Raw genomic sequence first — 23854 nt, forward strand, 5'->3', positions numbered from 1 at the left:
GAGGCATGATGGATGAAGAATCCAACCTGAGACGAGGGTCACATGCCTTTCATCGATTTGAACAGCGACGTCGGGGAATCCTTCGGCAACTGGACCATGGGCGACGATGCCGCCGTCTTCCGCCACGTGACCAGCGCCAACGTTGCCTGCGGCTTCCACGCCGGTGATCCCTCCACCATCGCCCGCACCTGCCGGGACGCGGTAGCTGCCGGCGTCACCATCGGCGCGCACGTGGGTTACCGCGACCTGGCCGGCTTCGGCCGCCGGTTCCTGGACTGCTCAGCCGCCGAACTTGCCGATGATGTCCTGTACCAGCTCGGCGCGCTGCAGGCCCTCGCCCGCGCGGCCGGCGCCGAGGTCAAGTACGTCAAGCCCCACGGCGCCCTCTACAACACCATCGTGCACCACGAAGTCCACGCCCAGGCCGTGGTGGACGCGGTACATGCGTTCAACCCGGACCTGCCGCTGCTGCTCCTGCCGGGCGCAGTAGCAGGGAAGAAGGCCGCGGCGCGGGGCCTTACATCGCTCTCCGAAGCCTTCGCGGACCGGGCCTACAACCCCGACGGAACCCTGGTGTCCCGCCGCGAGGAAGGCGCTGTGCTGCACGACCACAACGCCATCACCCAAAACATGGTCCGGCTGGCCACCGAGGGAACGATCATTGCCCGCGGCGGATCCGTGCTGCAGGTCCAGGCGGACAGCATCTGCGTCCACGGCGACACCCCGGGGGCGGTTGCCATGGCCGGAGCCGTGCGGACCGGGCTTGAGGACGCCGGCGTCACCGTCCGGAGCTTTGTATGAGCATCGTTGGACTGCGCTGGGCCGGCCCCCGCGCCGTCCTCGTTGAACTGACCGACCTCGCGTCGGTGCTCGCGCTGCATCACCGGCTGGAGGCCGAGCCCCTTCCCGGCCAGCTGGACGCCATCGCCGGCGCAGCCACTGTGCTGGTCAAATTCGATTCGCGGTTCCACACCGGGGCCGCCCGGGAACTCATCCCGCACCTTGACCTGACCGCCCGCGACCACGGCACCGGCAACGAGGTCACCATCGAAGTGGTGTACGACGGCGAGGACCTCGCCGAGGTGGGCCGGCTGACCGGACTGGGTGCAAATGGCGTGATTGCCGCCCACACCGGGCAGGCGTGGACCGGGGCGTTCGGCGGCTTTGCCCCGGGCTTCACCTATTTGGTGGGCGAGAACGACTCGCTCAATGTGCCGCGGCGCAGTTCACCCCGCACGGCAGTGCCCGCCGGTTCGGTGGCTCTCGGCGGGGCCTTCTCCGCCGTCTACCCGCGGCAGTCGCCCGGCGGGTGGCAGCTCCTGGGCCACACCAGCGCCATGATGTGGGACCTGGGCCGGGAGTCCCCGGCGCTGGTCCGCCCCGGCGATACCGTCCGCTACGTGGCCGTGCGGGAGACTGTGGCAGTGCCCTCAGCTGAAGAGGCAAAGCCTGCTGCTCCCGAAAACACAGCATCCGGGCCCGGGCTCACCGTCCAGGCCCCGGGGCTGCAGTCCCTGCTGCAGGACCTGGGCCGGCCCGGCTTCGGGGACCTCGGAGTCTCCGTGTCCGGCGCCGCCGACCAGCGCTCCGTCCGCCAGGCCAACCGGCTGGCAGGCAATGGACCGGACGCCGCCGTCGTCGAAAACCTCCTCGGCGGCCTCACCGTGCGGGCAGATGGCGACCAGGTGCTGGCTGTTGCCGGTGCTCCGGCAGTCCTTGAAATCCGCGACGAATCCCGGACGCTCCTGCGGCACCCGGCCATGCACACGCCCTTTGCCCTGCTCGACCGCGAGACACTCACCATAGGTCCGCCAAGCGCGGGAGTTCGGAGCTACCTGGCCGTGCGCGGCGGCTTCGATGTTCCCCCGGTCCTGGGCAGCCGTTCCAGCGATTCGATGTCCGGCATCGGACCCGCCCCGCTGGCGGCCGGCGCTTTCCTGCCCGTCGCCCCGGTAACAGGAGTCCGGCCGGTGGGAATACCGGAGGACGGCGTGCTGGAAGACGGGTCATCAACCACCACCTTGCGGGTGACCCTGGGCCCCCGTAACGACTGGTTCGACGCCGAGGCCATCGACCTCTTCACCGGCCAGCAGTGGCTGGTCACCGAGCAGTCCAACCGGATCGGTGTCCGGCTCGCCCCACCGGAGGAGGGCCGCGCCCTGGCACGCGCCCGGGACGGCGAACTGCCCAGTGAAGGAACGGTGCCCGGGGCACTGCAGATGCCGCCCAACGGGCACCCGGTCCTGTTCCTGGCCGACCATCCGGTGACTGGCGGCTACCCGGTGATTGCCGTCGTCGTGCCTGAAGACCTGCCCCTGGCTGCCCAGCTGCCGCCCGGGCATCACGTGCAGTTCAGCATTGTGGACCCCCGCACCCTGGCCCCTGTTGACCAGAAAGTTGTTGACCAAACAGCAGCCCGCCAGGAAACCTCCCGTGAATCAGGTATAAGCGCCACCGCGTCTGAAGGAAGCCAGCCATGAAAAAAGTCCTGATTGCCAACCGCGGCGAAATCGCAGTGCGGATTGCCCGGGCGTGCTCGGACTCCGGGCTCGAGTCCGTGGCCGTTTACTCCGACCCGGATGCCGACAGCCTGCACGTCCGGCTCGCTGACGAGGCATACGCTTTGGGCGGCACTTCCAGCGCCGAAACGTACCTGGACATCGCCAAGCTGCTGGACGCCGCCCGGCGCTCAGGCGCGGACGCGATCCACCCCGGCTACGGCTTCCTCTCGGAAAATGCAGACTTTGCCGAGGCTGTCATCAACGCCGGCCTGGCCTGGGTGGGGCCGTCGCCCGACTCGATTCGGGCCCTGGGCAACAAGGTGACCGCCCGGGAGATTGCCGTCCGGGCCGGCGCGCCGCTCGTGCCCGGTAGCGACGGACCTGTGGCCAATGCCGAGGAAGTGCTGGCCTTCGCCCGGGAATACGGTTTGCCGGTGGCCATCAAGGCCGCGTTCGGCGGCGGCGGCCGCGGGTTGAAAGTGGCGCGGCGGATGGAGGACGTGGAAGACGCCTTCGAATCGGCGGTCCGCGAATCCACCGTGGCGTTCGGCCGCGGCGAGTGCTTCGTCGAACGGTTCCTGGACCAGCCCCGGCACGTGGAAGCGCAGGTCCTGGCCGATACGCACGGCAACGTGGTGGTGCTGGGAACCCGCGACTGCTCGTTGCAGCGCCGCAACCAGAAGCTCGTGGAGGAAGCCCCCGCACCGTTCCTCACACCCGAACAGCGCTCGCTGATCCATGAGTCCGCCAAGGCAATCTGCCGTGAAGCGGATTACCACGGCGCCGGGACGGTCGAGTTCCTGGTGGGGAAGGACGGGATCATCTCCTTCCTGGAGGTCAACACCCGCCTGCAGGTAGAGCATCCGGTTACCGAAGAAACGTCAGGAGTGGACCTGGTCCGCGAGCAGTTCCGCATCGCCGCCGGCGGAGTCCTTGCGATCACGGCCGACCCCGAGCCGCGGGGCCACGCCATCGAGTTCCGGCTCAATGCCGAGGATCCGGCCCGCGGCTTCCTCCCCGGGCCGGGGACGGTTGAGGCTTTTGAACCGCCCACCGGCGCGGGCATCCGCGTTGACTCCGGTGTCCGGTCCGGCTCTGTGGTCCCGGGCGAGTACGATTCCCTGCTCGCCAAGCTGATCGTCCACGGCGAGGACCGGCCGCAGGCGCTCCGCCGCGCCGCGGCTGCGCTCGAGGAGATGCGGATTGTGGGGCTGCCCACCGTCCTGCCGTTCCACCGTGCCGTGGTCCGCCATCCCGCCTTCACAGCCGAGGAAGGGCTGGGCGTGCACACCACCTGGATCGAAAATGAATTCGCCGAGCAGCTGGCGGCCTCTCCTGAGATTGCCCGCACCCAGCCCGGTGCCGCCCGCAGGACCTTCACGGTGGAGCTGGACGGCAAGGCCGTGCAGCTCGGACTGCCGGCGAAACTGTACGAAGCCCTGCTCAGCGGAGGGGGCGGCGCAGGCCACTCCTCGGCGTTGGCCGAGGAAGAGGACGACGCCGAACTTGCCTCGCCAATGTCAGGTTCCCTGGTGAAATGGGTCGCCGGGGATGGCGCACACGTTGAGGCCGGCCAGCCTGTTGCCGTTCTCGAGGCGATGAAGATGGAAACCGTGGTGCCCGCCCACCGCAGCGGCACCCTGGCGCGGGGCCTGCACGAGCCGGGCACCGCCGTCGTCCGCGGTGAGCTCCTCGGCCGCATCACGTAGGTCACCGAGGGAACGTCAATCTTTCGATAGTTTGGAACGATGCCCATGAACGCAGTACTCCAAGGGATCGCCGACGGCGGCCAGGCAGCGCACGCCCACACGGGGGCGTGGGTAGCCGGCGTGCTCCGTTCCCGGATTTCGGCCGGCGAGCTTCCGCCGGGGACCAAACTGTCCGAGCAGAAGCTCTCCGAAGCCCTCGGCGTTTCTCGGAATACCCTGCGCGAGGCCTTTACGGTCCTGGCGGCGGAGTCGATGGTGCAGCGGATCCCCAACCGGGGGGTCTACGTTGCCGCTCCCGGAGCGGAGGATGTGCGGGAGATTTACCGGGTGCGGCGGCTGATTGAGCCGGCCGCCGTCCAGTGGGGTGAGATGCCGCCCGGGGCGCTGGAACACCTGGAGGCCATTGTTGCCAGGGCGCAGGCCGCCAAGGCTGCCGGCTCGGTGCCCGACATGGCCGACGCCAACCAGGAACTGCACAAGGCCTTAGTGGCTCTGTCCGGGAGCGCATCATTGTCTGAGCTGATGGAAAAGGTGCTCGCGGAGATGCGCCTTGTTTTCCATGCGATGGCCACCACGCCTGACTTCCACAGCCACTACGTGGACCGGAACGTCGCCCTGGTGGAGCAGATCCGTGCAGGGCAGCGCGAGGAGGCAGCCGCCGAGCTGCGGCGCTACCTGGATACGGCCGAGCATGAGCTGCTGGTGCACATCGGCGCTGTGCCGGCCGGTCCGGCCGCCGTGGATCCTGCCTAAGCTGCCTGGCCTCTGCAGTGCCTAGGGCACCAGGTACGAGCTGTCCCGGGCGTCCGTAATGAGCATGTGCCCCGGCGCGTGCCCGATGGCCAGTGCCGGCCGGGATTCCATCACCATCGCCTGCGGCGTCACCCCGCACGCCCAGAACACCGGAATGTGCCCCTCCGGAATCCGGACGGCGTCGCCGAAATCGGGGCCGGACAGATCCGCGATGCCAATCTCCGACGGGTTGCCCACGTGGACCGGAGCGCCATGGACGGCGGGGTAGCGGGACGTGATGCGGACGGCGTCGGCCACCTGGGAGGCCGGGACCGGCCGCATGGACACCACCAGTGGCCCGGCCAGGGCGCCGGCCGGTTCGCAGCGCACGGAGGTCCGGTACATCGGCACGTTGACGCCCTGGTCGATGTGCGCAATCCGGATGCCGCCTTCCTGCAGCGCGGCCTCGAAAGTGAAGCTGCAGCCCACGATGAAGGTCACCAGGTCATCCCGCCAGTAGCCCGTGATGTCCGTTGGCTCGTCCACCTTCACGCCGTTTTCGTAGACGGCGTACTTCGGCACGTCGGTCCGGATGTCACCGCCGGCAAGCAGGGCGCTGCTGGTCTCGCCGGCCTCAAGCACGCCCAGGACGGGGCACGGCTTGGGGTTCCGCTGGGCGAACAGCAGGACATCGAAGGCCTGGGCCTTCGGAACGATCATCAGGTTGGCCTGCGTGTAGCCCGCACTCCACCCCGACGTGGGAGTCACCAGCCCGGCCCGGAATAGGGCGCGGGCCTGGGCGGGGGACAGTGCGGCCGGGTTGTCCGGGAGTACGACGGCGGGCGGGTTTGCGGGGATGGTCATGGTCGGCTCCTGCCGGGGGCAAGGGGATGCAGTGACTGCAGTCACAGGGTCTTCAGCCAGCTTAACGACCAGAGGGCGGGCCGCGCAAGAGATTGTTGAACAATTCTTGCGAGCCCGCCCTGAGGTCCTTGTTGCGGAGGTCCTTGTTGCGGAGGTTCGTCAGCCGCGGCGACCTATGCCCCAGCGGCGGCTTGCGCCGCCGTCGTACGGCCCGTCAGGCGCGGCTGCCGACCGGCTCCTGCACGGCGGCTTCCGCAACCTGCTCTGGAGCACCATCGGTTCGGCGCTCTTTCAGGAAGTACACCATCCCGGCAGCGATGGTGGAGGCGGCGGCCAGCGCGAACAGGCCGGGGATAACGCTGCCGGTCTGCTCCTTGATGATGCCGAAGCCGAAGGGGGCCACGAAGCCGCCCAGGTTTCCGAGCGAATTGATGATGGCGATGGCCGGGGCCAGGATCATCGGGTGTAGGCCGGACTGCGGGATGGTCCAGAACAGGGGTGAGGCGCTCTTGAAGCCCATGGCCGCGATGGCCAGGAAGACCAGGGCCATGACCGGAGATGCGATGGCCGCGGCGAACGTGCCCACGGCTGCGACCAGCAGGGCAACCACCAGCAGCGGGCGCTTGGACTTGGCCTTGTCCTGCAGCTTGGCCGCAAAGTACATGGCGAAGACGGCGCAAATCCACGGGATGGAGGACAGGAAGCCCACGGTCAGGTCCGTGGTGCCGGGGATCTGCTTGATGATGCTGGGGAGCCAGAACGTGTTGGCGTAGATGGACAGCTGCACCGAGAAGTAGATGCCGCACAGCAGCAGGATCTGCGGGTTGAGCAGCATCTTCCAGCGGTTGACCTTACCGGCGCCGGTGTTGGAGTGCTGTGCGTCCTCGTCGCTGATGGCCTGGGACAGGGCGTGCTTTTCAGTAGCGGTGAGCCACTTGGCGTCCTTGATTTTGGCGTCCAGGACGAAGAAGACGGCCATGCCCACCACGACGGAGAGGGCGCCTTCGAAGCCAAAGAGCCACTGCCAGCCGCGCAGCCCCAGGACCCCGTGAAGGCTCAGCAGCATACCGGCGATGGGGCCGGAGATCGCCGCGGCGATGGAGGAGCCGGCGATGAAGATGGCGGTGGCCTTGCCGCGCTGGCCCGCCGGGACCCAGCGGGCGAAGTAGAAGATGACGGCGGGGAAGAAGCCGGCCTCCGCAGCGCCGAGCAGGAAGCGCAGGACATAGAACATGGTTTCGTTCTGCACGAACGCCATCAGGAAGGAGACGATGCCCCAGCTGATCATGATGCGGGTTAGCCAGACCTTGGCGCCGTACTTTTCCATCATCACGTTGCTGGGAAGCTCAAAAATGGCGTAGGCGATAAAGAACAGGCCCGCGCCGAATCCGTAGGCCGCCGCGCCGATGCCGACATCCGCCTGGAGGTGGTCCTGGGCGTAGCCGATGTTGGACCGGTTCAGCTGGTTGCAGACCAGCATGACCAGCATGATGGGCAGGACGCGCTTGAAGAACTTCTTCGTGGCTGTCGCCACGTCCGAGACAGCGTTGTCTACAGACTTCATTGAATGTATTTCCTTTGGATAGATGGCGCAGGCCGCAGCGGGGCCCGAAGTACGGGGGGCACAGGAAAGTAGTGGGGCGCGCCACGGCGACCCCACTACTTTACCGAAAAGTGCTGCCCGTCACTGCAGCCGGACGGTGCTGCCGGCCAATGCCGGCGGAAACTGCCAGCGGGCAGTGTTACCGAACAGTGCTAGCGGACCAGGCAGGGCCGCTTCGGATCGAAGGACCAGCCTTCGATGTAGTACTGCATGCCGATGCTGTCGTCGCGGGCGTTCAGGCCCTGTTCCAGGTACAGCTGGTGTGCCTTGTCCAGGGCTTCGCGGTCGAGTTCGATGCCGAGGCCGGGGGCGGCCGGAACCTCGATGGCGCCGCCCTTGATCTGCAGGGGTTCTTTGGTGAGTCCCTGGCCGTCCTGCCAGATCCAGTGCGTGTCCAGCGCCGTGATTTCGCCAGGCGCAGCGGCGCCGGTGTGGGTGAACATGGCCAGGGAGATGTCGAAGTGGTTGTTAGAGTGCGAGCCCCAGGTGAGGCCGAACTCGTGGCATATCTGGGCCACCCGCACCGAACCGTGCATGGTCCAGAAGTGCGGATCAGCCAGCGGGATGTCCACGGCGTTGCTGCGGATGGCGTGCGACATTTCCCGCCAGTCCGTGGCGATCATGTTCGTAGCAGTCTTCAGTCCGGTGGCCCGGCGGAATTCCGCCATGACTTCCCGGCCCGAGAACCGGCCTTCTGCACCGCAAGGGTCCTCGGCGTAGGCAACAACGCCCTGCATCCGCTTGCCCAGCCGGATGGCTTCGTCCAGCAGCCAGCCGCCGTTAGGGTCCAGTGTCACCCTGGCGTCGGGGAAGCGCTTGGCGAGGGCAGTGACCACGTCCACTTCGTCGTCGCCGGACAGCACGCCGCCCTTGAGCTTGAAGTCGCTGAAGCCGTACCGTTCCTGGGCGGCCTCGGCCAGGGCCACCACGGCTTCGGGCGTCATGGCTTCCTGCCGGCGGAGTTCCTCCCAGCGATCCGCAGGTGCGTCCTCCACGAGGTAGGGCAGGTCCGTCCGCTTGTGGTCCCCCACAAAGAAGAGATATCCGAGCATCGGCACCGAGCTGCGCTGCTGGCCATCGCCCAGCAGTTCCGCGACGGGAACGCCGAGGTACTGCCCGTGCAGGTCCAACAGCGCGGATTCGACGGCGGTGACGGCGTGGACGGTGGTGCGCAGGTCAAAGGTCTGCAGGCCCCGGCCGCCGGCGTCGCGGTCAGCGAACTCGGCCGCGATTTCGCGCAAAAGCGAGCGGTAGCGGGCCACCGGCTTGCCGGCGATCAGGGCACCGGCTTCCTCGATGGTGGTGCGGATCTTCTCGCCGCCGGGAACTTCACCCAGGCCGGTCCGGCCGTCCGAATCGGTGATGATCACAATGTTGCGGGTGAAGAACGGGCCATGGGCGCCGCTGAGGTTCATGAGCATGCTGTCGTGCCCGGCTACCGGGACAACTTCGACCCGGGCAATGCTTGGCTGGGAGGTCATGCGTTAATTCCTGCTTTCTGTGCTTCGGCGGCTTCCACAACGCCGTCGATCCTGCGGTTCAGGTGCCAGGGGTTGGCGTCCTGCAGGGGTGCCGGGAGGAGTTCCTGGGGGATGTTCTGGTAGGCGACCGGCCGGAGGAACCGGTTGATCGCGAGCGTGCCGACGGAGGTGGTGCGGGAGTCGGAGGTGGCGGGGAAGGGGCCGCCGTGGACCATGGCGTGGCCCACCTCGACGCCGGTGGGCCAGCCGTTGACGATGATGCGGCCCACCTTCTGCTCGAGGGCCGGGATCAGGGGCGCCGCCGTCGGGTAGTCCTCTTCGGTGAGCTGCAGCGATGCGGTGAGCTGGCCTTCGAGGCGGGCGACGGCGTCAAGGAGTTCGTCGGTGCTGCCGTAGCGGATGACCAGGGAGGCGGCGCCGAAGATTTCCTCGTGCAGGACGTGGTTGGTGACGAAGTCGCGGACCTGGGTGCCGAAGATCGTGGGAGCCGGGGCGTTCTTGGTGATACCTTCCAGGCCCTTGCCAATGAGGTCAACACCTGCTGCGCTGCCAAGTGCTTCAGTTCCGGCGTTCCAGGACCCCGCGATGCCTTCGGTGAGCATGGTCTGCCCGGAGCAGGCGGAAACAGCGCGGCCGACGGCGGCAGCAAGTTTGTCCCCCGCCTCACCTGCCGGGGCGAAGAGCAGCCCGGGGGAGGTGCAGAGCTGGCCCGAGCTGCCGGTGACAGCGGTGACGTACTGCTGGGCCAGGGCCTTGATCTGTTCGGTGGAGCCCTTAAGGGCGCCTTCGAACACGAAGACCGGGTTCAGGGAGGACATCTCAGCGTAGACCGGGATCGGCTCGGGCCTGGCAGCCGCGGTCTTCATCAGGGCGATGCCGGCAGTCTGGGACCCGGTGAAACCGACGGCCTTGATGTGTGGGTCCGCCACGAGGGCCTGGCCGATGCTGGCTCCCGGCCCGTAGACCAGGGAGAACACGCCCGGGTGCAGGCCGCAGTCCTTGACGGCCTTGACTACTGCATGCCCCACCAATTCACCGGTGCCGGGGTGCGCGTTGTGGGCTTTGAAGATGACAGGGCAGCCTGCGGCGAGGGCCGAGGCGGTGTCTCCGCCCGCCGTCGAGAAGGCCAGCGGGAAGTTGCTGGCCCCGAAAACGGCTACCGGGCCGAGCGGGATCTGGCGCTGGCGGATGTCCGCCCGGGGCAGGGGGGTGCGGTCCGGGATGGCGGGGTCCACCCGGACACCGCGGTAGTCACCCTGGCGGACAACGGCGGCGAAGAGCCGCAGCTGGCCGGTGGTGCGGGCGCGCTCGCCCTGCAGGCGGGCGGCGGGCAGGCCGGTTTCCTGGCCGGCGCGTACGATGAGTTCCTCGCCGATGGCCTCGATGTTGTCCGCGATGGCTTCCAGGAACCCGGCGTGGGTTTCCGGGTCCAAGGTGGAGAAGGACGGGTAGGCGTCCGCGGCCGCGGCGGTGGCCAGCTTCAGCTGCTCTTCCGTGATGAGGGAGTACGCGGGATCGAGCTGTTCATTGGTTGCCGGGTTGAAGCCGAAGGCAGTCTTGCCGTCGCCGACGACGGTCTGTCCGGCGATCAGGGAGTGTCCGGTAAGGGTCACGGTGGTTCCTCCTGGGAAAAGGTGGATCAGGGGTCAGGATACGCGGGCGATGAGGGCCTTGAGGTCGGCAAGGTCCTGCTCGGCGAGGTTCTGCAGCGGGGGACGGACCGGGCCTGCGGAACGGCCGATCGCGTCCAGGCCGCCCTTGACGATGGAGACGGAGTAGCCCTTCACGCGGTCACGGATGTCCAGGTAGGGGATTACGAAGTCGTTGAGCTTCTTGTTGACGGCGGCGCGGTCGTTGTTGCGCACGTCCTGGTAGAAGTCCAGGGCGAATTGCGGGACGAAGTTGTACATGGCGCTGGAGTAGGTGCTCATGCCCAGCTGCAGCAGGGGGAGGGCGAAGGTTTCCGCGGTGGGAAGGCCGCCCAGGTAGAAGAGGCGGTCGCCAAGCTTGGCGTAAACGCGGGCGTCGTGTTCGAGGTCGCCCACGCCGTCCTTGAAACCGATGAGGTTTTCGTGGCGGTCGGCCAGGGTGGCAACGGTGGTGTCCTTGTAGATGGCGTTGGCGCGGTTGTAGATGATGACACCCAGCGAGGTTGCGCTGCAGATTGCGCTCACGTGGTCGATCAGGCCGGCCTGGTCGGCTTCGGTCAGGTACGGCGGCAGCAGCAGGAGGCCGTCGGCGCCTGCCGCTTCCGCGGCCTGGGCATTCTCGATGGCCTGCGCCGTGGATCCGCCGGCCGATGCCAGGACCGGCACCTGGCTGCCAACTTCCTCGACGGCGGTGCGGACCACACGCGCTGATTCGGCCGGAGTGAGGGAAAAGCCCTCACCCGTGCCGCCGGCTGCGAACAGGCCGGCCACCGGGAAGCTTGCCTGCCAGGCAAGGTGCTTCCGGTAGTTCTCCTCGTCGAACTGCAGTTGGGAGTCAAAGGACGTCACCGGGAACGACAGCAGGCCGTCTTTCAGGGTGTTTGCCAATTCCTGCGGGGTGTACTTTGCCACGATGTTGTCCTCCGGGTGAGCGCCTACGATGACGGCTGGTGTTGGGTTCCTGTTCAGGTTAGGCAGAGGACGTAATGCCTGTCTAAGTGCATTTTTGTATGTATTGATACCTTCGCTGCATGATCGGCGCTTCTACTCCATGGCAAACTCCAGGCCCCGGAGGAGGCGGGCCAATGCAGGATTAGTGATCCTCCGGTTCCACAGGGCATGCAGTTCCACATGTTCCCCCCTGCCCGCCTCCAGGGGCAGGAATTCCACGCCTTTGATACCCAGGAGGGTGGCCGAATGGGGAACGAAGGCCAGCCCGCGTTTTGCGGCGACAAGCGAGACCATGGTGAGGATCTGGCTCACGGTGTGGACCACGTTGGTGTGCCGGACCGGCAGCATGCGGACCACCAGGTCATAGAAATAGCGGGCCTGGGTGGGGGAGTGCATAATCAGGGGCTCATCCCGAAAGTCCTCGGCCGTGATATCCCGTCCGAGCAGGGTCAGGGGGTGCCCGGATGGAACGGCCAGCACCATGGATTCGCGGTAGAGCAAGTGGGAATCGAAGGTTTCGCTGTCGAAGGGCGGGCGGGCGAAGCCAAGGTCGAGTTCGCCCGTCAGCAGGCCGTTGAGCTGCTCGCGGGTCACCAGCTCCTGCAGGTCGATGTCCACGTCCGGCAGGATTCCCGAGACCTCTTCCAGCAGCGGGCCCAGGATGCTGAAACCGCTGGCTGCCGTGAAGCCGATCCGCAGGACGCCCGAGCGTCCCGAGGCGATACGGCGGGCTGTGACCGGTGCCCGCTCTGCAAGGGCCATGAGGCGGCGCGCCTCCTCCAGGAAGGTCCGCCCAGCATGCGTAAGCTCCACTTTCCGGTTGTCCCGCACCAGTAGTTCCGCTCCCACGATCTTCTCCAGCTTCTGGATCTGCCGGCTCAGCGGGGGCTGCGTCATGTTCAGCCTTTCGGCCGCCCGTCCAAAATGGAGTTCTTCAGCTACGGCGATGAAGCCCGCCAGCTGGTCGAAAGTAAACATGATGCCTTCCAGGTATCAAATGATGCAGATTTGGGCTTAGACATGCATCATAACCACTCCCTACACTCGACAAAGCGAACGGGGTGACCCGCTTCACAGATTGTTCGGGCCCCAACGCCCGCCGTGCCAACTAGGAGTTCCAATGAAGCACTTCCCAACACGCCGCACGATTCTCGGAGCGGCATCCGCCGTTACATTGTTGGCGCTGACGGCGTGCGGCAACGTCGCCGGGGGCAGCACGCCCGATTCCGCCAAGTACCCGACCGGCCCCGTCAACCTCTCGGTGGGCCAGGCTGCCGGCGGCAGTACAGACCTGATCGCCCGTGCCCTCGCCGAAGGTGCTTCCAAGACCCTCGGCCAGCCGATGCCCGTGGTCAACAAGCCCGGCGCCAACGGCGCCCTGGCTACCAAGGAAGTGGCCGGCAAGCCCGCTGATGGCCAGGAGCTGGTCCTGCTCAACGCTTCCCTGATCACCATCACCCCCCTGGCAGTCAGCGCCGATGAAGCCGTGAACATTGACGACCTGGACATCATCGCCGGTTTGTCCCAGGACGATTACGTGCTCGTAGCCAGCGCCGAGTCCGGCTTCAAGACCTTCAAGGACGTGACCGCAGCAGGACGCAACGTCACCTTCGGCACCACCGGAGTGGGCACGGGAAGCCAGCTGGCACAGACCGTGCTCTTCAAGCAGGCTGACGTCAAAGGCACGGACATCCCCTTTGACAGCGGCAAGCCGGCCCTGACGGCAGTCCTCGGCAACCAGGTTGAGCTCGCCACCATCCAGCTCGGCGAGGCGATGCCGCAGATCCAGGCCGGAAAAGTTGCCCCGCTGCTGGTCTTCTCGGAGGACCGCACCAGCTTCCTTCCCGATACGCCCACGGCAAAGGAAGCGGGCTACGACGTCCCGGTAGCCCAGTACCGCGCAGTGGCTGCCCCGAAGGGAACCCCGCAGGAAGTCAAGGACAAGTTGCTCGCCGCGTTCCAGGAGTCGTTCAAGTCTGACGCCTACAAGGAGTTCAACAAGAAGAACTCGCTGACTCCGAAAGAGATTTCCGGTGAAGAAGTTGTGACGGAATGGAAGGGATACGCAGCGAAGTACAAGGAACTGGTGGAGAAGTACGACATCAGCCTGAGTGGAAATAAGTGATTCCTGTGAAAGGAACTCCTGCAGGACCCGCGGGGGGCAGCAGTAACATCGCTGCCCCCGGCGGGGACGCCCACCATGCCTTCCCCGATGAAGTTCCGGATGACCTGACGCCCGAGCAACTGGCAGCTCAATGGGAGGAAGAAAAGCCTCCGGCCGCCGGCGCCCTTGCGAACGCTGCATCGTCATTGGTGGTTCTCGGAGTGGGCATTGGTGCGGCCATTCTTTCAATGGTGATGGGGCTGGGGACGCCGTCAGCCCCGCAGCCCGGCCTTTGGCCGTTCATCATCAGCTGCGTCATGGTTGCCCTGGGACTGTTCCAATTGGTTGCCGGCCGCCACAACCGGGACGCCGAGAAGTTCACGCGGATGTCCACCGCGCCGCTGACCGGCTTGGTAACCCTCGTTGCCATGGTGGCCCTGATGCCGCTGATCGGCTTTGAGCTGCCGGCCCTGGTGCTGTGCGTCATCTGGATGCGTTTCCTGGGCGGCGAAACCTGGCGCTCCACCGTTGTGGTCAGCGTGAGCGTCGTTATTGGTTTTTATGCCATTTTCGTCCTGGCATTGAACACCTCCATTCCCCACCTCTTCTAGGAGACCCCCGTGGATTTTCTGAATCCCGTTATTAACGGATTTGCGGTTGTCCTGGAGCCGACAAACCTCCTGTACTGCCTTCTCGGCGTCGTGATCGGCATGATGGTCGGCGTGCTGCCCGGACTGGGGCCCGCGGCAACCATCGCCATCCTGCTTCCGCTTACGTACAACGTGGAACCCGTGACCGCCATCATTATGCTGGCGGGCATCTTCTACGGCGCGCAGTATGGCGGAACGATCACCTCCGTGCTCCTGCGCCTGCCGGGTGAGGCGTCCTCGGTGGTTACTGTCTTCGACGGTTACCAGATGGCAAAACAGGGAAGGGCCGGAACGGCCCTGGGCCTTGCGTCCATCGGATCCTTTGTGGGAGGCACAGCGGCCATTATCGGCCTCACATTCCTCGCCCCCATCGTGGCGAGCTTCGCCCTGGACTTCGGCCCGCCGGAATACACCGCACTGGCGATGCTCGGAATCCTCCTCGTCGCCACGATCAGCAGCGGGTCCAAAGCCAAGGCGCTCATCGCCGCTGCCCTGGGGCTCCTGCTCGCCACGGTTGGCCGGGACATCTTTACCGGCGCCAGCCGCTTCACGTTCGGCAGCCTGCCGCTCGCCGACGGCATCGATTTCGTGCCGATCGCCATGGGCATCTTCGGCCTGGGCGAGATCCTCTACAACCTCGAGGAACGGCACCGTGCCGCCAAGGCGCCGTCGAAAGTAACGAACGTCTGGCCCTCCCGGAAGGACCTCAAGCAGGCCTCCGGGGCAATCGGCCGGGGATCCGTTCTTGGCTTCTTCCTGGGAATCCTCCCCGGCGGCGGCGCCACCATTGCCTCCATGGCCTCCTACGCCATGGAGAAGAAACGGGCCAAGCAGCCCGAACGCTTCGGCAAGGGCGCGCCGGAAGGCGTGGCGGGACCGGAAACCGCCAACAACGCCGCCGCAACCTCCTCATTCATTCCGCTGCTGACCCTGGGCATCCCGGCCAACGCCACCATGGCGCTGATGTTCGGTGCCCTGCTGATCCAGGGTGTGACCCCCGGACCGCAATTGGTGGAACAGGACCCGGAGCTCTTCTGGGGCGTGGTGAACTCGATGTACATCGGCAACATCCTGTTGCTGATCATGAGCCTGCCGCTGGTGGGAATCTTCGTGAAGATCCTCCGCGTACGGGCTGCAATCCTGGCGCCCGTCACGGCCCTGATCACGCTGTTGGGCGCCTACACCATCAACAACAGCATGTTCGACGTGACTCTCGTGGTGGTCTTCGGCATCATCGGCTACCTGATGAAGAAGTTCGGCTTCGAACCGGGTCCCCTGGTGCTCGCCTTCGTGCTGGGCGAACTGCTGGAAAGCAGCATGCGCCGCTCGCTGCTGATGTTCGGCGGCGACTCCCTCGGCTTCTTCGGCCGTCCCATTTCGGCCACGCTGCTGGTCGTTTTTGTCCTGGTGGCAGTGCTGCCGGTTATCCGCACCTCCATCGCCAAGCGCAAGTCACCCGTTACTGCACCCGCCGCCAAACCGGACATCAAGGAGAAAGTATGAGCATCGTCGTCGGATTCGTTCCAACACCCGCGGGAGAAGCCGCCCTCAAGGCCGGCATCGCCGAAGCCCGCCTGCGGAATGAGGATCTCCTGATCGTCAACTCCGCCAGGGAAGGCGCACTGGTGGACAAGTCGGTGGCACCGGAGGATCTCCTGGAGCAGGCTGCCCGGCGGGCCACCGAGGCCGGTGTCCAGGCGAGTGTCATCCAGCCGCCCTACCAGCATGACCTCGCCGACGAATTCCTGGATGTGGCCCGGGACGCCAATGCATCCCTGATCGTCATAGGCCTCCGGCACCGCACCCAGGTGGGAAAGTTCATCCTGGGCAGCCACGCGCAGCGCATCCTGATGCAGGCGGACCGGCCGGTGCTCGCGGTCAAGGCCGACGGCGGAAACTTCTAGCAGCGAGCCCCTTGGGAAGGCACCATGTACATCCACAAACCGGCCCGCCGGGGAACGGTAAACGTCGCACCTGTCCCTGACTGGTCGAAGCTCTGCCGCAGGGACCACATCGAGGTCCACAGCAACGGCCGCGGCCCCATCTCCGGAATCATCGACATGATCGCGGCGGACCGCAGCGTCTTTTGGATGATCCGGGACGACGGAGCCGGCAGGACCATGCTGTGCTGCAACGATGACGTGACCGTGGTCAAGATTGCTTCGGCCAACGCCTTAGGGCAACGGGACGACGCCGCAGCCTGATTTCGGTCTTGGGTCATGGATCCGTAGACAAGGAAAGCCGGAGATCCCGCGGGGTCTCCGGCTTTCCTGCGTCGGAGATCGGGTCCAGGCTGTCACGGCGACTGCCGGACGCGTTCGGCAAGGGCATCAAGGACCGGCAGTTGGCCTTTCACCAACTTGAGCCTCGCCTCGGGCAGGGGAAACCAGCGGGCGTCGTCAATTTCCGGGTAGTGCTGGATCGTGCCGGACCCCTTGGGCCACTCCAGGGGGAAGGTATTGCTGACGATACGTTCGGGCAGGAAGTCCCGCTCCGCCGTGTAGACGGTGATGATCTTTCGGGACGGTTGGCGAAATTCCCCGAGGTGAAGGTAGTCGGCGGCCGGTGCGGGAGTTCCCATTTCCTCGGCGAATTCGCGAAGTGCGGCCGCCAGTGGATCCTCGTCCTCCGTGTACTCACCTTTCGGAATGGACCAGGCGTGCGCGTCCTTACGGGCCCAGAACGGTCCGCCCATGTGGGCGATCCACACCTCCAGTTCCGGGGGAACGCCGGGTGCGTCGTCTGGCTGTTGACCTGCGGCGGCCCCTGGTGTTGTGCCCCGCCTGTACAGAAGGATTCCTGCACTTCGAACCGGCATGTGTCCTCCCTTTTCAGCGGTATTTTGAAAGAAGCTAATTCGCCGTCAGGCGTTAACCCGCAGTTCACAGCACTGCTTTAGGTTATTCCTTCAGGCACTTTGCTCGAAGGGACCCGACATGGCCAATATTGCTGAGGTTTTGGGGCGGCTGACGCCGGAAGAACTTGATGAGCTTCGCAGCCTTGGCCCGCAGGGCCACCTGCCGAGGCACCTGCTGGATGCCCTGGACCGCGCGGCGGGCGGTCCGGGAAACGGGCGCGGGTACTACGTTCCCACCGGAAATGTGAGTGCCACCGGAGGCCCGCTGCTGGCGCTGCGCAGCGACGTTTCCGGGTGGCTCTTTTAATGCCCACCGGGACGATCCGGATTCCTTGCCGCAGCACGGCTAGAGGACCTGCCCAAGGCTGAGCCTCTCGGCCCACAGACGTGGCCAACCAGCTGCCTCATCCGATCAGCAGACTCAGGGCCTCCGTCAAGTGCTCCACTTCCCGGACCGAGAAGCCGGCCGGAACAGGGCCCGGGCCGGTATGGCTTGCCGGAACGACGGCGTGGGTGAATCCCAGCCGGTGGGCCTCCTGGATGCGCTGGTTGATGCCGGGGACAGGGCGGACCTCGCCGGCCAGACCCACCTCGCCGAAGGCAACCAGCCGGATCGGCAACGGCTTGCGGGCCTTGGCTGAAGCCACGGCAAGGGCAACAGCGAGGTCCGTGGCGGGTTCGCTCAGCTTTACTCCGCCTACCGTGGCCACGTAGGAATCATCCTTGTGCAGCAGGGTACCCGCGCGCTGCTGCAGCACGGCCAGCAGCATGGAGACCCGCGAACTGTCCAGGCCGCTGGTAGCCCGCCGCGGCTGGGAGTTGGCGCTCTCGGCGAGCAGCGACTGCACCTCGGCCAGCAGCGGGCGCCGTCCTTCCATGGTTACGGTGATGCATGTGCCCGACACGGGATCCTTGGTGCGGCTGACAAAGAGCCCGCTGGGATCGGCGAGGCCCTCAATCCCGTTCTCGTTCAGGTCGAAGCAGCCGACGTCGTCGGTGGGACCGTAGCGGTTCTTGACGGCCCGGAGCAGCCGGAGCCGGGAATGCCGCTCGCCCTCAAACTGGCACACCACGTCCACCAGGTGCTCCAGCAGCCGCGGACCGGCGATGGAGCCGTCCTTGGTCACGTGCCCCACCAGCAGGGTGGTCATGTTCCGCCGTTTGGCCGCGGCAATGATGGACGCTGCCACTTCCCGGACCTGCGAGACGCCGCCGGCGCTGCCGTCAACATCGGCGCTGCTGAGGGTTTGTACCGAGTCCACGATCAGCAGCCGCGGCTCAATCTTCTCCACCTGCCCGAGGGCCTGGCCTAAATCCGTTTCCGCGGAGAGGTACAGCGACTCAGCCACAGCGTCGATCCGCTCGGCACGCAACTTCACCTGCGCTGCAGATTCCTCGCCGGTCACGTACAGGACGTCCTGCGCCGTCCGGGCAAACTTCGCCGCTACGTCAAGCAGCAGCGTGGACTTGCCGACGCCGGGCTCGCCGGCGAGCAGGATGACGGCACCCGGGACCAGGCCACCGCCCAGCACCCGGTCCAGTTCGTCAACGCCCGTTGGCAGGTAGGCGGCAGTGGTGGCGTCCACCTCGGCGATCCGGCGCGCGGGCTCCAAGACTGTTGTGGCCGCCGTCGTACGTGCCACTGCGGTGCCGGTTTCCTCCACGGTGCCCCACGCCTGGCACTCGCCGCACCGGCCCACCCACTTGACGGCGGTCCAGCCGCATTCGGCGCACTTGTAGGCGGGCGCCTTGGATGCCCGGGAAGTCTTTGTAGCCATGGCTTCAACCCTAGCGGCGGGCCCTGACATTCCCCGCCCGGCAGTGATGCACGCAAACGTGGCGAGCGAGCACTTGCCTGTGACCCGCGCCGTTTCGCGCCCGAGAGAGCGCTCTCTTGACAGTGATACCCGTCACGCTTACAGTTGAGGGACTTGCCAGAGAGCGCTCTCTCAGCGCCGGTAGTTCCCCCACAAAGGAGTGACCTTGAAATTCGCACGTCGACATACCGCGGCCGCCATCGCGGGCGCAGCAGCCCTGGCCCTGATGGCCACCGGCTGCAGTGGCAGTTCAGAACAGGCAGCAAGCGCAGACAACCCCGTGGAACTCACGGTCACCACCTTCGGAACGTTCGGCTACGACGATCTCTACGGTGAATACGAGCAGGCCAACCCGGGAATCAAAATCAAAGCCACCAACATCGACCGCGGAGCCAACGCCCGCACCGACGCCTTCACCAAGCTCGCGGCCGGCTCCGGCCTCAGCGACGTAGTGGCCATCGAGGAAGGCTGGCTCGGATCCATCATGGAGGTCTCGGACCAGTTCGTGGACCTCAACGAGCACGGGGCAGCGGACATCAAGGACAACTGGGTGGACTGGAAGTTCAAGCAGGGCACGGACCCGGACGGCCGTGTCATCGGGTACGGAACGGACATCGGACCCCAGGGCCTCTGCTACAACGGCAAGCTCTTCGAGGCAGCCGGACTGCCGAAGGACCGCGAATCCGTAGCGAAGCTCTTCGGCGGCGAGGACGCCACCTGGGAAAACTACTTCAAGCTTGGCGAGCAGTACAAAGCGGCCACCGGAAAGGCCTGGTACGACCAGTCCGGTTTCGTCTGGAACTCCATGGTGAACCAGATGGAGGAGGGCTACTACATCAAGGACGGCGAGCTGAACATCGACGGCAACTCCGAGATGAAGGCCAAGTTCGAGATGCTGGCCGCCGGCACAGCCTCCGGACTGTCCGCCAACCAGACCCAATGGGACTGGGGCAACGGCAAAGCGTTCACTGACGGCTCCTTCGCCACCTTCGTCTGCCCGGGCTGGATGCTCGGCACCATCAAGGGCCAGCTGGAATCAGCCGGCGGCGGCGCTGACAGCGGCTGGGACTTCGCCGACGTCTTCCCGGGCGGGGCCTCGAACTGGGGCGGAGCTTTCCTCTCAGTGCCCAAGACCTCCGAGCACCCGGCCGAAGCCGCCAAGCTGGCCGCCTGGCTGACCGCACCGGAGCAGCAGGTCAAGCAGTCAGCTGCAGCGAACAATTTCCCCAGCACCCTCAAGGCGCAGGAAAAGCTCGTTGCGGACGCCACCCCCAACGTGCTCTTCAACAACGCCCCCACCGGCGTCATCCTTGCAAACCGCGCCAAGGGCGTAGTGGCCCAGTTCAAGGGGCCCGATGACTCCGTGATCCAGGAGAACGTCTTCGGCCCCGCGCTGAAAATGCTCGACGCCGGCACCGCCGACGCTGACAAGGCCTGGTCCGAAGCGCTGACCCTCCTCAACGACCTGGTCGTAAACAACTAGCACCACCCGCTGTGGGGCCTCCCCGACGGGAGGCCCCCCGATGGAGGGCAAGAGCCCAATGACAACCACCCTGAACCGCCCCGCGAAACCCCCGGCCATCAAACCAAAACCCACCTTCAGGCAGCGCCTCGCCGTCTTCGACGTCAAAGCATCGCCATACCTGTACATCGCCCCGTTCTTTATCCTCTTCGCCCTGGTGGGACTGTTCCCGCTGGTGTACACGTTCGTGGTCAGCCTCTTCGACTGGCACCTGCTCAAGGGCCAGGGCGACTTCGTGGGCCTGCAGAACTTCGTAGAGGTCCTGCAGGACCGCTTCTTCTGGAACTCCCTGTTCAACACGGTGAGCATCTTCCTGCTCTCCGCCATCCCGCAGCTTGCCGTTGCGCTTTTCCTGGCAGCCATGCTGGACCAGAACCTGCGGGCCAGGACTTTCTGGCGGATGAGCGTTCTCCTGCCCTACATCGTGACGCCCGTGGCGGTGGCCATGATCTTCACCAACATGTTCGGCGAGCAGTACGGCCTGATCAACAACGTGCTGGGCAACTTCGGCCTGGACCCCGTGATGTGGAAGAGCGAAACACTGCCCAGCCACATCGCCATCGCCACTATGGTGAACTGGCGCTGGACCGGCTACAACGCCCTGATCCTGCTGGCCGCAATGCAGGCCGTTCCCCGGGACCTCTACGAATCCGCAGCTTTGGACGGCGCCGGAGCGGTCCGCCGGTTCTTCAGCATCACCCTGCCCAGCATCCGGCCCACCATGGTGTTTGTGGTCATCACCTCCACCATCGGCGGCCTGCAAATCTTCACCGAACCGCGCCTCTTTGATCCCGCCACAGCAGGCGGCTCCCAGCGGCAGTTCCAGACCACAGTCCTGTACCTCTGGGAGATGGCCTTCCAGCGCCAGAACTTCGGCAAGGCATCCACCATCGCCTGGCTGCTCTTCCTCATCATCGTGCTGTTCGGCGTCATCAACTACCTGATCTCGCGGCGGATCGCCACGGCCGACGCCGCCAAGCCCTCACGGGCAGCCCGCAGAGCTGCGCGGAAACACGTTGAAAGGACCAAGCGATGAGCACCATCGAAGGCGTCTCCACTGCGCCTGCTGCAGCCCCGTCCCCAAACAACAGGCCCGCCCGCCCGGCAAGGTTGCGGAAACGCCTTTTCGGCTCCGGGGAAAAGCCGGGATTCCTGACCTACGGCCTGCTCCTCGCCTTCCTGCTGTCCTCGGCCTATCCGCTGTGGTGGTCCGCCGTTATCGGCAGCCGGTCCAATGAGGCACTCGGCGAGACCTGGCCGCCGCTGCTGCCGGGCGGAAACTTCTGGACCAACGTGGGCGAGGTCTTCGACACCATTCCCTTCTGGCTCGCCCTCGGCAACAGCGTCCTCATTTCCTGCATCATCACCGTCTCGGTTGTAGGCTTCTCAACCCTCGCCGGCTACGCCTTCGCCAAACTGCGCTTCAAGGGCCGGAACGGGTTGATGCTCATGGTCGTGGCCACCATGGCCATCCCCACCCAGCTGGGCATCATCCCGCTCTTTATGGTGATGCGCACACTGGGATGGACCGGGGAGATCGGTGCTGTGGTGGTGCCCACGCTGGTGACGGCGTTCGGCGTATTTTTCATGCGGCAGTACCTCGTGGACGTGATACCGGATGAACTCATCGAGTCCGCCAGGATGGACGGGGCCAACATGATCTCCACCTTCTGGCACGTGGCCATCCCCGCAGCCCGGCCCGCCATGGCCATCCTGGGTCTTTTTACGTTCATGACAGCCTGGACCGATTTCCTCTGGCCCCTGCTGGTGCTCGACGCCGGCAACCCCACTTTGCAGACGGCGCTCAGCCAACTGCAGTCCGCCCGCTACGTGGACTACTCCGTGGTCCTCGCCGGAGCGGTCCTGGCAACACTCCCGCTGCTGGTGCTCTTTGTGCTGGCCGGCAAACAACTCATCTCAGGAATCATGCAAGGAGCAGTGAAGGGCTAATGGAGCACCCGACGTATACGAGGCAATGGCCCGACGGCTTTATCTGGGGATCGGCGACGGCGGCCGCGCAAATAGAGGGCGCCGGCCATGAAGGCGGCAAGGAAGATTCCATCTGGGACCACTTCGCCCGGATCCCCGGCGCCGTTGCGCAGGGCGACAACCTTGAGCAGGCAGTGGACCACTACCACCGGATGCCCCAGGACGTCCGGCTGATGAAGGAGCTGGGACTGGACTCCTACCGGTTTTCCACCAGCTGGGCGCGGGTGCGTCCCGGGGACAGAGCCGTCAACCGCGAGGGACTGGACTTCTACTCCCGGCTGGTGGATGAACTTCTTGAAGCAGGGATCCTGCCATGGCTAACCCTCTATCACTGGGACCTGCCGCAGGCCCTCGAGGAAAAGGGCGGCTGGGCCAACCGGGACACCGCATACCGGTTTGTGGACTACGCAAACGATGTGTACTCGGCGCTGGGGGACAGGATCCGTCACTGGACCACCTTCAACGAGCCGTTTTGTTCTTCCCTCCTGGGCTACGGGTCCGGGGTCCATGCTCCCGGGCGGCAGGAGCCGGCCGCAACAATCGCTGCCGTGCACCACCAGCACCTGGCCCACGGGCTGGCGGTGAATGCGCTGCGCAGCCGCGGTGCCCAGCAGCTGGGCATCACCCTCAACCTGAGCAATTCCATTCCACGGGACAGCCAGGACCCGGTGGACCTGGACGCAGCCCGCCGGTTTGATTCACTGCAGAACCGGATCTTCCTCGACCCGATCCTGCGGGGAAACTACCCGGAAGACTCCCTGCGGGATTTTGCTTCGTTCGGCCTGCAGGACGTTATCGTGCCCGGGGACCTGGAGATCATCGGCACGACGCTGGACTTCCTTGGGGTGAACCACTACCACGACGACCTGATCAGCGGCCACGCGGACGACGCCGGAAGCGACGGCCACTCCGGCGGAGCGGACCGCACCTCCGCTTCGCCCTGGATCGGGTCGGAGGACATTGCGTTTCCCAGCCGCGGCCTGCCCCGGACTGCGATGGGCTGGGAAGTGAACCCGGACGGGCTGCGCAAACTCCTGGTCCGGCTGGGGGAGGAGTACCCAACACTGCCGCCGCTTTACATCACGGAGAACGGGGCCGCGTACGAGGACACCGTCAGCGCCGACGGTGCGGTCCACGACGAAGAGCGTACCGGGTTCATCCTGGAGCACGTGGCTGCCGTGGGTGAGGCCATCGACCAGGGCGCCGACGTCCGCGGCTACTTCGTCTGGTCACTGCTGGACAACTTTGAATGGTCCTGGGGCTACGGAAAACGCTTTGGAATTGTCCGCGTGGACTACGGCACGCTGGAAAGGACCGTCAAGGACAGCGGGAGGGCCTATGCGGAACTGATTGCCGCTGCAAAGCGCAACGCTTCCCGGCTCGCTGCATCCCTGCCCGCCTAAACTGAAATCCCCGGCCCAGTGC

General features: G+C 65.7%; 22 protein-coding genes. 14 read left to right on the top strand and 8 right to left on the bottom strand.

The annotated features are described in order from the left end of the window. The first annotated feature begins 42 nt into the window (after positions 1-42). Genes M1D93_RS02325 through M1D93_RS02340 form a run of 4 tightly spaced genes read left to right on the top strand, consistent with a single transcriptional unit; the run spans position 43 to position 4963 of the window. Positions 43-801, top strand: a complete 759-nt coding sequence (locus M1D93_RS02325) for a LamB/YcsF family protein (protein WP_461173597.1) — start codon at positions 43-45, stop codon at positions 799-801. Next, the gene (locus M1D93_RS02330; protein ID WP_461173598.1) at positions 798-2480 is read left to right on the top strand and encodes a 5-oxoprolinase subunit B/C family protein; all 1683 of its coding nucleotides are present in this window, start codon (positions 798-800) and stop codon (positions 2478-2480) included. The genes M1D93_RS02325 and M1D93_RS02330 overlap by 4 nt, the downstream gene beginning before the upstream one ends. Then, positions 2477-4210: an acetyl/propionyl/methylcrotonyl-CoA carboxylase subunit alpha gene (locus M1D93_RS02335; RefSeq protein WP_461173599.1), complete on the top strand. Its 1734-nt coding sequence runs from the start codon at positions 2477-2479 to the stop codon at positions 4208-4210. The genes M1D93_RS02330 and M1D93_RS02335 overlap by 4 nt, the downstream gene beginning before the upstream one ends. Before the next feature lie 45 nt (positions 4211-4255). Beyond that, entirely contained in the window at positions 4256-4963 is a 708-nt protein-coding gene (locus tag M1D93_RS02340) for a GntR family transcriptional regulator (RefSeq protein ID WP_461173600.1), read from the top strand. Between the two features lie 21 nt (positions 4964-4984). Here M1D93_RS02340 and M1D93_RS02345 read toward each other — a convergent pair whose 3' ends face one another. From M1D93_RS02345 to M1D93_RS02370, 6 genes are all read right to left on the bottom strand, one after another. Then, complete coding sequence (locus M1D93_RS02345) at positions 4985-5806, bottom strand: putative hydro-lyase (protein WP_461173601.1); 822 nt, start codon at positions 5804-5806, stop codon at positions 4985-4987. Positions 5807-6020: 214 nt separating this feature from the next. Then, positions 6021-7370 carry an MFS transporter gene (locus M1D93_RS02350; protein ID WP_461173602.1) on the bottom strand — a complete coding sequence of 450 codons (1350 nt, stop codon included), beginning with the start codon at positions 7368-7370 and terminating at the stop codon, positions 6021-6023. Between the two features lie 191 nt (positions 7371-7561). Beyond that, positions 7562-8890, bottom strand: a complete 1329-nt coding sequence (locus M1D93_RS02355) for an enolase C-terminal domain-like protein (protein WP_461173603.1) — start codon at positions 8888-8890, stop codon at positions 7562-7564. Next, entirely contained in the window at positions 8887-10503 is a 1617-nt protein-coding gene (locus M1D93_RS02360) for an aldehyde dehydrogenase (NADP(+)) (RefSeq protein WP_461173604.1), read from the bottom strand. Before M1D93_RS02360 ends, M1D93_RS02355 begins: the two co-directional genes overlap by 4 nt. Before the next feature lie 33 nt (positions 10504-10536). Beyond that, on the bottom strand, positions 10537-11451 hold the full coding sequence (gene kdgD / locus M1D93_RS02365; RefSeq protein ID WP_461173605.1) for a 5-dehydro-4-deoxyglucarate dehydratase: 915 nt from the start codon (positions 11449-11451) through the stop codon (positions 10537-10539). A 132-nt stretch (positions 11452-11583) separates the two neighbouring features. Beyond that, positions 11584-12468: a LysR family transcriptional regulator gene (locus M1D93_RS02370; RefSeq protein ID WP_461173606.1), complete on the bottom strand. Its 885-nt coding sequence runs from the start codon at positions 12466-12468 to the stop codon at positions 11584-11586. A 142-nt stretch (positions 12469-12610) separates the two neighbouring features. Between M1D93_RS02370 and M1D93_RS02375 the strand changes: the two genes are divergently transcribed. Genes M1D93_RS02375 through M1D93_RS02395 form a run of 5 tightly spaced genes read left to right on the top strand, consistent with a single transcriptional unit; the run spans position 12611 to position 16448 of the window. After that, positions 12611-13615 carry a Bug family tripartite tricarboxylate transporter substrate binding protein gene (locus M1D93_RS02375; RefSeq protein ID WP_461173607.1) on the top strand — a complete coding sequence of 335 codons (1005 nt, stop codon included), beginning with the start codon at positions 12611-12613 and terminating at the stop codon, positions 13613-13615. A gap of 5 nt (positions 13616-13620) precedes the next feature. Beyond that, positions 13621-14205: a tripartite tricarboxylate transporter TctB family protein gene (locus M1D93_RS02380; protein WP_461175092.1), complete on the top strand. Its 585-nt coding sequence runs from the start codon at positions 13621-13623 to the stop codon at positions 14203-14205. 9 nt (positions 14206-14214) lie between these two features. Then, on the top strand, positions 14215-15747 hold the full coding sequence (locus M1D93_RS02385) for a tripartite tricarboxylate transporter permease (RefSeq protein ID WP_461173608.1): 1533 nt from the start codon (positions 14215-14217) through the stop codon (positions 15745-15747). Beyond that, entirely contained in the window at positions 15744-16148 is a 405-nt protein-coding gene (locus M1D93_RS02390; protein WP_461173609.1) for a universal stress protein, read from the top strand. The genes M1D93_RS02385 and M1D93_RS02390 overlap by 4 nt, the downstream gene beginning before the upstream one ends. Positions 16149-16172: 24 nt before the next feature. Next, complete coding sequence (locus M1D93_RS02395; RefSeq protein WP_461173610.1) at positions 16173-16448, top strand: hypothetical protein; 276 nt, start codon at positions 16173-16175, stop codon at positions 16446-16448. Positions 16449-16540: 92 nt separating this feature from the next. Here the strand turns inward: M1D93_RS02395 and M1D93_RS02400 are convergent, their stop codons facing one another. Beyond that, on the bottom strand, positions 16541-17062 hold the full coding sequence (locus M1D93_RS02400; protein WP_461173611.1) for an NUDIX domain-containing protein: 522 nt from the start codon (positions 17060-17062) through the stop codon (positions 16541-16543). Between the two features lie 118 nt (positions 17063-17180). On the opposite strand from M1D93_RS02400, the gene M1D93_RS02405 reads away from it, so the two are divergent. Continuing rightward, complete coding sequence (locus tag M1D93_RS02405; protein WP_461173612.1) at positions 17181-17408, top strand: hypothetical protein; 228 nt, start codon at positions 17181-17183, stop codon at positions 17406-17408. 97 nt (positions 17409-17505) lie between these two features. Here M1D93_RS02405 and radA read toward each other — a convergent pair whose 3' ends face one another. Further along, positions 17506-18879, bottom strand: a complete 1374-nt coding sequence (gene radA, locus M1D93_RS02410) for a DNA repair protein RadA (protein ID WP_461173613.1) — start codon at positions 18877-18879, stop codon at positions 17506-17508. Positions 18880-19144: 265 nt separating this feature from the next. On the opposite strand from radA, the gene M1D93_RS02415 reads away from it, so the two are divergent. From M1D93_RS02415 to M1D93_RS02430, 4 genes are read left to right on the top strand one after another with little or no spacing between them, the layout of a single operon-like run. Next, the gene (locus tag M1D93_RS02415) at positions 19145-20401 is read left to right on the top strand and encodes an ABC transporter substrate-binding protein (RefSeq protein ID WP_461175093.1); all 1257 of its coding nucleotides are present in this window, start codon (positions 19145-19147) and stop codon (positions 20399-20401) included. Positions 20402-20459: 58 nt separating this feature from the next. Then, positions 20460-21476 carry a carbohydrate ABC transporter permease gene (locus M1D93_RS02420; RefSeq protein WP_461173614.1) on the top strand — a complete coding sequence of 339 codons (1017 nt, stop codon included), beginning with the start codon at positions 20460-20462 and terminating at the stop codon, positions 21474-21476. Then, positions 21473-22390: a carbohydrate ABC transporter permease gene (locus M1D93_RS02425; protein WP_461173615.1), complete on the top strand. Its 918-nt coding sequence runs from the start codon at positions 21473-21475 to the stop codon at positions 22388-22390. Before M1D93_RS02420 ends, M1D93_RS02425 begins: the two co-directional genes overlap by 4 nt. Next, positions 22390-23832, top strand: a complete 1443-nt coding sequence (locus tag M1D93_RS02430; RefSeq protein WP_461173616.1) for a GH1 family beta-glucosidase — start codon at positions 22390-22392, stop codon at positions 23830-23832. Before M1D93_RS02425 ends, M1D93_RS02430 begins: the two co-directional genes overlap by 1 nt. The last annotated feature ends 22 nt before the right edge of the window (positions 23833-23854 follow it).

It is taken from the genome of Arthrobacter sp. Z1-9 (assembly GCF_054792695.1).